This is a genomic window from Paenibacillus sp. 01T422, from assembly GCF_056398785.1.
The window spans coordinates 1-479 of sequence record NZ_JBFTQB010001630.1 but is presented as its reverse complement, the minus strand read 5'-3'; the positions used below and the strand labels follow the sequence as shown (position 1 = coordinate 479).

The window sequence follows — 479 nt, the reverse complement described above, 5'->3', positions numbered from 1 at the left end:
ATGCGAAGTTTCTGCAATCCGTAAAAATCACGTTTTTCTACGTGCTAGCCTCTGTACCATTGAAGCTAGCTGCGGCGCTGCTAGTCGCCTTACTGTTGAATAAAGCGATGAGAGGGATTTCCGCCTATCGTACGGCGATCTATTTTCCATCCCTGATTGGGGGGAGCATCGCGGTATCCTTGCTGTGGCGGAACATTTTTGGCGTCGATGGTATTTTCAATGAAGTCCTTGCGAAGTTCGGCATTCAAGGAATTGGCTGGATTACCAATCCGAGCACGGCGTTGTGGACGCTTATTTTATTAACCGTATGGCAATTCGGATCATCGATGGTTATTTTCTTGGCTGGACTCAAGCAAATTCCGAATGACCTATACGAAGCTTCTGGCGTGGACGGAGCGAACCGATTTGTGCAATTTTATAAAATTACACTTCCGATGCTGTCACCGACATAAAATTACACTTCCGATGCTGTCACCGAC

1 pseudogene is annotated in these 479 nt (G+C 46.8%); it reads left to right on the top strand.

Annotation, left to right across the window (positions count from 1 at the left end):
• Positions 1-449, top strand: a pseudogene (locus AC1DUA_RS40505) (carbohydrate ABC transporter permease); the annotation flags it as partial.
• Positions 450-479 lie beyond the last annotated feature (30 nt).